This is a genomic window from Streptacidiphilus melanogenes, assembly GCF_000787835.1.
Classification (GTDB): domain Bacteria; phylum Actinomycetota; class Actinomycetes; order Streptomycetales; family Streptomycetaceae; genus Streptacidiphilus; species Streptacidiphilus melanogenes.
In genome coordinates this window covers 1-6121 of the sequence record NZ_BBPP01000096.1, presented here as the reverse complement: position 1 = coordinate 6121, position 6121 = coordinate 1, and the positions used below count along the sequence as shown (strand labels likewise).

The 6121-nt window shown below is 72.0% G+C and carries 9 protein-coding genes and 1 pseudogene; 5 read left to right on the top strand and 5 right to left on the bottom strand.

Features of this window, described 5'->3' with window-relative positions:
- From TR49_RS44325 to TR49_RS39295, 5 genes and pseudogenes are all read left to right on the top strand, one after another.
- Window positions 1-323 (top strand): annotated as a pseudogene (locus TR49_RS44325) (type III effector protein); the annotation flags it as partial.
- A 194-nt stretch (window positions 324-517) separates the two neighbouring features.
- Entirely contained in the window at window positions 518-1165 is a 648-nt protein-coding gene (locus tag TR49_RS39310; RefSeq protein ID WP_042391255.1) for a hypothetical protein, read from the top strand.
- A gap of 115 nt (window positions 1166-1280) precedes the next feature.
- Window positions 1281-1586 carry an STAS domain-containing protein gene (locus tag TR49_RS39305; RefSeq protein ID WP_042391253.1) on the top strand — a complete coding sequence of 102 codons (306 nt, stop codon included), beginning with the start codon at window positions 1281-1283 and terminating at the stop codon, window positions 1584-1586.
- Between the two features lie 25 nt (window positions 1587-1611).
- The gene (locus tag TR49_RS40715) at window positions 1612-2037 is read left to right on the top strand and encodes an STAS domain-containing protein (protein ID WP_052435003.1); all 426 of its coding nucleotides are present in this window, start codon (window positions 1612-1614) and stop codon (window positions 2035-2037) included.
- A 127-nt stretch (window positions 2038-2164) separates the two neighbouring features.
- Window positions 2165-2356 (top strand): hypothetical protein, encoded by a 192-nt coding sequence (locus tag TR49_RS39295; protein WP_152627719.1) that lies wholly within the window; start codon window positions 2165-2167, stop codon window positions 2354-2356.
- 511 nt (window positions 2357-2867) lie between these two features.
- Here the strand turns inward: TR49_RS39295 and TR49_RS39290 are convergent.
- The 5 genes from TR49_RS39290 to TR49_RS39275 form a co-directional block, all read right to left on the bottom strand.
- The gene (locus TR49_RS39290) at window positions 2868-3707 is read right to left on the bottom strand and encodes a glucose 1-dehydrogenase (RefSeq protein WP_042391249.1); all 840 of its coding nucleotides are present in this window, start codon (window positions 3705-3707) and stop codon (window positions 2868-2870) included.
- Window positions 3708-3743: 36 nt separating this feature from the next.
- Window positions 3744-4232 (bottom strand): hemerythrin domain-containing protein, encoded by a 489-nt coding sequence (locus TR49_RS39285; RefSeq protein WP_042391247.1) that lies wholly within the window; start codon window positions 4230-4232, stop codon window positions 3744-3746.
- Window positions 4233-4878: 646 nt separating this feature from the next.
- Window positions 4879-5154, bottom strand: a complete 276-nt coding sequence (locus TR49_RS43440) for a hypothetical protein (protein ID WP_152627718.1) — start codon at window positions 5152-5154, stop codon at window positions 4879-4881.
- Between the two features lie 358 nt (window positions 5155-5512).
- A complete protein-coding gene (locus tag TR49_RS39280) occupies window positions 5513-5779 on the bottom strand; it encodes a DUF4235 domain-containing protein (protein WP_042391245.1) in 267 nt (88 codons plus the stop codon).
- A 93-nt stretch (window positions 5780-5872) separates the two neighbouring features.
- The gene (locus tag TR49_RS39275) at window positions 5873-6037 is read right to left on the bottom strand and encodes a hypothetical protein (RefSeq protein WP_042391259.1); all 165 of its coding nucleotides are present in this window, start codon (window positions 6035-6037) and stop codon (window positions 5873-5875) included.
- Window positions 6038-6121: the final 84 nt, after the last annotated feature.

Genomic DNA, 6121 nt, shown 5'->3' with positions numbered 1-6121 from the left:
AGGCCGCCCGCGACCAGCGCGCCGCCGACCGCGCCGTGAACGCGTGGGCCCGCGACAACGCCGCCGACCTGCGCCGCCTCGCCGGGCAGATCGGCGCCCTGGACGACCTCACCACCAGCGCCGCCCCGGCGATAGAGCGCCTGCTGGACGCGCTCGGCGACAACGACCCCGCCCGTCTCCTCGCCCCCTTGGCCGAAACCAGACCGCTCCTGGTCGAGGCCGGGCACCCGAAGATCGCCGACCGGCTCGACCAGCTCACCGCCCGCACCGACCAGCTGCGCACCGACAACACCCGGCAGCGCCGCACCCCCAGCCGACCGTAACCACCCCCGGGTCAAGCGGGCGCGCGGCTCTGCTGCGCGGAAGCGGGCCAAGCCGCCCGGAGCCCGGCCGAGCCCACCCGGTTCGGCGCAGCCCCGGCCGGCCGTCGGCCGCGCCCCCGCTCCACCCGGGTGCCCCAGCCACTGCACGAGCCCAACACGCCGGACGCCCCACCAGCCCGACCCCGGAGACACGCGTGTACCAGTACACCGACCGCAAGAACCGCACCCTGGCCGACCGTATCGACGACGCCGCCGGCCGCCGCCCCACCCCCCGCGGCACCGAGCGGGACAAGGACGCCGCGAAGGCGCTGCTCGCGGACATGCTGCAGGCCGCCGCCCAGCACGGCATCGACCTCGACGGCCTCGATCTGGTCACCGACCTGCCCGGCGGCTGCTACCGCGCCGTCACCAGGAGCAGCGACCTGGCCGACCGCATCAACACAGCGGCTGAACGGCGCCCCGCGCATGGCGACACCGAACGGGACAAGGCCGCCGCGACGGCCCTGCTCGCGGACATGCTCCACGCCGCCGCGAAGCACGGCATCACGCTCGACACTTTCGACTGGGTCGCCGACCTGCCCGGCACGTGCTACCGCGCCGTGGCCCGGCACCGCGAACTGGCCGACCGCATCAACGACGTCTCCGAGCGCCGCAGCACCCCCGGCACCGAGGAGGAGAAGGCCGCCGCGACGGCCCTGCTGGCCGACATGCTCCAAGCCGCCGCCCAGCACGGCGTCAGCCTCGACGCCTTCGACTGGGTCACCGACCTGCCCGGCGGCTGCCTCGCCGCAGTGACCTCCAAGCTCCGCGCCCGCACCGTCCAGTGGGCCACCGCCAGCTGAACCAAGCAGCCACCGGCACCCCACATCGCCCTGCGGGGAGGGGAACGTACGGACCGCCCGCCCCCGGCCCACGTTTCGTCAACGTCATCCACCCTGATCTGTGCAGGAGGTCTTGATGCGCCTCACTCCCGCGCTGCGCGCCGCCGCCCACCGGGTCGTTCGCCAAAGCCCGCCGTCCTCGGGCTCCCGGCTCACGGTGCGCGGCGAACTCGACTACTACACCGTCGACCAGCTGTGCCGTGACCTCGAGCGGCACCTGGACGCCCACCGGCACATCACCGTTGACCTGACCGGCGCCACCTTCTACGACCAGGCCGCCGTCGACGCCCTCACCAGCACCCAGGAACGCGCCCTGCGGGCAGGCTGCCGCATCACGCTCACCAAGCCGCCGGCCCGGGCCGACCTGCGCGCCACCGCCTGACTCCACCCCAGACAGGAGGAACCCCGTGGACACCACCTTGCAGATCACCCGGCATCACGAAGCCGACGGCCGCACCGTCGTGGCCCTGCGAGGCGAAGTCGACACCACCACCGCCCCGCGCCTGCGCAGCGCCGTCATGGCCGAACTCCACCGACCCCATGACCTCGTGCTCGACGTGACCGGCGCGGTGCTGATCGACTCCGCCGGGCTGCGCGTCCTGACCGCCGCCCAAAGCGAAGCGGCCACGCTCGGCCGACCCCCGATCGTCCTGCGCGGCGTCCGCCCCCTCCTCGCCAAAACCCTCCAGGCCACCGGACTCGCCGAGGCGTTCCCCCGCGAACCCGCTCCGGCGCTCACCCGCCGCCTGCCGCACCACCATGCGCGCCGTCCCCGCGACCGCGAAACGGCACCCACCCGGGCCACGGGCCTTGTCACGGACAGCGCCGCCTAGCGGTCATTACCCCCGAGCCCTCGGCGCCGCCGCGGCAGGCACGTGCACGACCGGCCCGCCGGACCTGCCACCTGTGCCTGTGCCCGCCGGCCTTGATCTTTCCGGCCGGTCGGCCGACGCTACGGGCATGCAATACAGTCCCCCCACCGACGCGGAAATCCGTCAGGCGCTCGCCCGCCTGGCCACCCACGCGGCCAAAGCCCGCGCGCTGTACGAGGCCGGCGACTCCACAGGGGCGCTCCACGCCGTGCTGCACGCCCAGGCGGTAGCCAGCACCGTCGGACTCGCCCTGGCCCGAGCCGGCGACGATCAACGCTGAAGCAGCCCACGCAAGAGCGGCGCGGACGTCCGAGCATCCGCGCCGCCGGGCAGCGCCGGACCCTGGGGGACGGACCCGGCATCAAGCTCAACGAGCCAGCAGCGCTCCAGACACGGGGATCGCGCAGACCCGCATGCATCCCCAACTGCCAGCTCCTCGCCGCCACCCGCTCCCCCGCCCGCCGGCCAGGCACCGACCGCGCAACAGAGCGGTCCGAAGCCAGAGGCCATTGATACCCGGCATCTGCAGCGACTGCCGGATTCTGCACCGTCGGATCGACAACAGCACCCCCAGCGACGTGGCTCCCCGAGATCAACGCCGTCCTCACCTACCACGCGGACAGCGCCACCTGACGCAGTGACCCTGAACGTCGCGATGGTGCTCTGCCCCCGCTATGCCGCGTGCTCAAGCTCACCCACACGAGCGCTTGTCCGCCCGCCAGAGCCCAGCCCCCAGGCCCGTGGCTGTCGCCGTCCACCTTTCCGACCCGCGCCTCTGGGGCCGGGTGCGGTCACAAGATGGGTTTGCCACCGGTGACGGCGACGCGGGCGCCGGAGATGTAGCTTGCCTCGTCGCTGGCGAGCAGGACGTAGACGGGGGCAACTTCCGCGGGCTGGCCGGGGCGCCCCAGCGGTGTGTTCGCGCCGAACTTCTCGACGTGCTCGGCGGGCATGGTCGAGGGGATCAGCGGCGTCCACATCGGGCCGGGGGCGACGCTGTTGGCGCGGATCCCACGTTCGGCCAGCATCTGGGCCAGGCTCGCAGTCATGTTCGCGATGGCTGCCTTGGTCGCCGCGTACGGCAGCAGCGTGGGGCGCGGCATGTCGGAGTTGACCGAGGAGCTGGCGATGATGGAGCTGCCTGCGGGCATGTGCGGGACGGCGGCCTTGCTCAGGTGGAACAGGGCGCTGAGGTTGACCGCGAGGGTCCGGTCCCACTCGTGGTCGGGGATCTCCTCCAGTGATTCGCGGGTCATCTGTACGGCGGCGTTGCTCACCAGCACGTCGATCCGCCCGAACTCCTCAACCGCCCGGTCGACTACCGTCCGGCAGTGTGCCGGGTCGGCGAGGTCGCCGGGGACCAGGACGGCGCGGCGGCCGGCCTGTCGGACCCAGTGGGCGGTGTCGCGGGCGTCATCGTGTTCGGTCAGGTAGGAGATGAGCACGTCCGCGCCTTCGCGGGCGTAGGCGATCGCGACGGCCTTGCCGATCCCGCTGTCCGCGCCGGTGATCACCGCCGCTTTGCCCGCCAGGCGGCCCGACCCGCGGTAGCTGTCCTCACCGTGATCGGCCCGCGGTTCCAGGCGCGACTCGACGCCGGGCGGCTGTTGTTGCTGAGGGGGCTGCGACACGAATACCTCTCCCTTCCAGGGCTGGCGGGCGGGAGCTCAGCTGAGGACGGCGTCGGCGGCCTTGCGCAGCGCGCCGGGCTGGGAGAGCTCACGCGGCGCCTTCTGCTTGGCCTCCAGCAGCTGCTCGCCGATCTCCTGCAGTTCCTTGCGCCCCAGTGCTTCGCGGACCTTGGGGAACCACTCTCCCTCCTCCTCGTCGATGTGGTGGTCCACGTTCTCGATCAAGACGGTGGCCTTCGCGGTGAAGCGCTCGTCGCCGGGGTCCATGCCTGCGAGTTCGGCGCACAGCAGGTCGGCGACGTGGTGTTCCTCGAACGACTCGAGGATGTCCTGCTCCAGATCGGGCACGAGCTCACGCACCCGTGGGTACATGACCTCGTTCTCGATGTAGGTGTGCACGGTGAGCTCCTCGAGGATCCGCGAGACCACCGCACCCTTGTCCGAGCCCTGCGCGTGGAACTGGCGGAACAGCTTCCGTACGGCCTTGTGGTCCTCTTTCAGCAACACAATCGCGTCGTTCGACACGGGAACTTCCCTTCCAAGGCGGTGGCAGTTGACGGGAATGGCCGGCGCGTGAATCACCGGCCCGGTGCGACCAGGCGGGTGCCCGGGGCCGCTGCAGGCAAACCGTCAGCCTGCGGCCGACGCAGACCTGTTCTTGCCGCCGCACGCAAGCACCAGGGTGAGCCCGGCGCCGCCAGGGGCCGCTCTGTCACGGCAGGACGCCGACGGGGTTCACCCGTTCGCCGCACGCCCAAGGCACATCGGCACACCCCAGGTCGTCCTTTGCGAGGTCCTTTGCGGGCCGGGCCGGCCCGCAAAGAGTGCGGTCGGCGCCGGGTAGAGGTCTCGTTCGGTTTCGCCCTTTGAGAGGGGATTCACCTGCAGGGTGCGTTCACGGTGGCGGGAGCGGCCCGGGGCATGTGTCCGAGGGCTGGCGTGCGGCGGGTGACCGCTGGAGCAGGTTCACGGAAGCAGGTGCCGGGCCTGAGGCGTGGAGGCTCTTGGCGAGAAGGGCGGCGGATGCCCCGCAGTACTCCGGGGCGGCCGAGCGCGGCTGCCCCGCACCCGCAGTGGGCACCCCCTCTCACCTGATGCGCGACTGAGCATCAGCTCTTGGTGCGCAGCACGTGCCCCTGAATGGGATGCGGCAGCAGCCGAGCCGGGGGCGTCAGCTACTCGTGTCGGTAACGGCTGCGGCGCTGCGGGCGCGGTGCAGTTCGAGGACGGCTCGCCGTGCGGCTTCGCGAAGGCGGCCCAGTTCCGCGCTCTCCTCCGCTGACCAGCGTGCCCTCAGAAGGGCAGCTTGCGGATCGGGCCCCTGTCCCTTCCAGTCGGGGGAATCCGGATAGCGTTCGCGGTACTGCGTGGTGACCTGCCGGACATAACCGTCCACCGTGGCCTGAGCAGCTCGAAACGCAGCCTCAAGATCTTCGATCGACGTCACGAGCGCAGCATAGATCGCCGAGCCGACACGTCTCCAAGCCGCCCGCCTCAGTGCGAATCCCGTGCCGGAGCCAGGCCCTGTCCGCGGCGGGGCCCGGTGGCGGCCGCCGCTTGCCGGAGCCGGGTGGGCGCGTGCTGCCCGAAGATCACCGCGGGAACCCTCGCGCCTTGGAAGCCCCCTCGCTGGGTCAACGGTTGCGGCGGTGGCGGCCGGCTGAGCCGTGGATGGAGGCCAGGACACTCGCGAGCGCAAGCGGGGCGAGGAGCAGGACTTCCGCGAGGGTCATCAGGTTTTCCTTCGGGGAGCGGTCGTGGGCGCTCGGCGGTGAGAGCGTGGGTGGAGGGCCGCTGGCTCGGCTCTATTGCGGCCAGGTGCCGGTGAGACGCTTGACGGCGGTGGCCCCGACGCGGTCAACGGCGGCTTTGACCAGCCCGAACACGGCTCCCTGCAAGGCCGCGGCGGCCAGGACCTCGCGCCAGGAACGGTCGCGTTCCGTCGCGTCGGGTGGTTCGCTCCCACCGGAGGCCGCGCGCCAGAGGCGTTTGGTGACCGCCCCGGCAGCCGCGCCGGCGGCTGCACTCAGCGCCCGCCCCACCGGCTTGTACACCAGCTTCACCGTGTCCATCGCCAGCGTCTCCTGCATGCGTAGGGTGCGGGGCGGGAGCGCGCCGGTAGCGGCTCCGGCCCCGCGGTTGTTCGGTGAGGTCGGCTGGTGCCGCTACCAGCGATACCAGCGGCCGCGGGACTCGCCCGCGCCGCGGAAGAAGAACCCGGCGATCCACAGCACCAGTACCACCAGCGCAACCCACCAAAGGATGTGCACGGCGAACCCGACGCCGCCCAGGATCAGGGCGAGCAGCAGCACCAACAGCAAGGGACCCATGTCGTATCCCACCTCCTTGAGGCCGCATGTGCCCCCGAACCGGGCCGACATGCGCCTCGCATCGGCGCGAGGATGCCCCGTGGG